Source organism: Vibrio sp. 10N.222.55.C6 (assembly GCF_041473395.1).
Taxonomy (GTDB): domain Bacteria; phylum Pseudomonadota; class Gammaproteobacteria; order Enterobacterales; family Vibrionaceae; genus Vibrio; species Vibrio crassostreae_C.
The window spans coordinates 1-524 of the sequence record NZ_JBFRSD010000809.1; the positions used below are offsets into that span (position 1 = coordinate 1).

At 36.6% G+C, this 524-nt stretch carries 1 protein-coding gene; it reads left to right on the forward strand.

Annotated features, from left to right (window positions below; genetic code table 11):
* Positions 1-55 precede the first annotated feature (55 nt).
* Positions 56-524, forward strand: a 469-nt coding sequence (locus AB4486_RS26305; protein ID WP_372119704.1) for an EAL domain-containing protein, incomplete at its 3' end; no start/stop codon positions are given.

Consider the following 524-nt stretch of genomic DNA (forward strand, 5'->3'; position numbering starts at 1 on the left):
TTACGCTGAAGATAGCGGCCTTATCATACCCATAACAGATCAACTACTCGATAAAGTGATACAAGACATTATTACACTTGATTGGAGATCAGGTGAACAGTTTATGAGTATTAACATTGTTCCTGAGCATCTAGAGAACGAACAGTTCTATCACAAAGTTATTAGTCTTTGCGAGTCCTTTAGAATTAACGCAAAATCGGTAAGTCTAGAAATTACAGAGAGGTTAGAAATATCGGACCTAGAGCGTGCCAAATCCACATTAAAACACTTTTATCAATATGGCATAAACTTGAAGCTTGATGATGCTGGTACCGGCTATGGAGGCTTTTCTTATGTACAAGAACTTGGTATCGATACGCTAAAAATAGACAAAATGTTTGTCGATACTATTGAGACAACAGACGTCAAAACTAGTGTACTAGACGCCATTATTTCGTTTATTCAAACATCTAACTTAAAAGCTATAGCTGAAGGTGTAGAAACTAAAGAACAAGTGGAGTACCTCAAACAACGTGGTATCTATC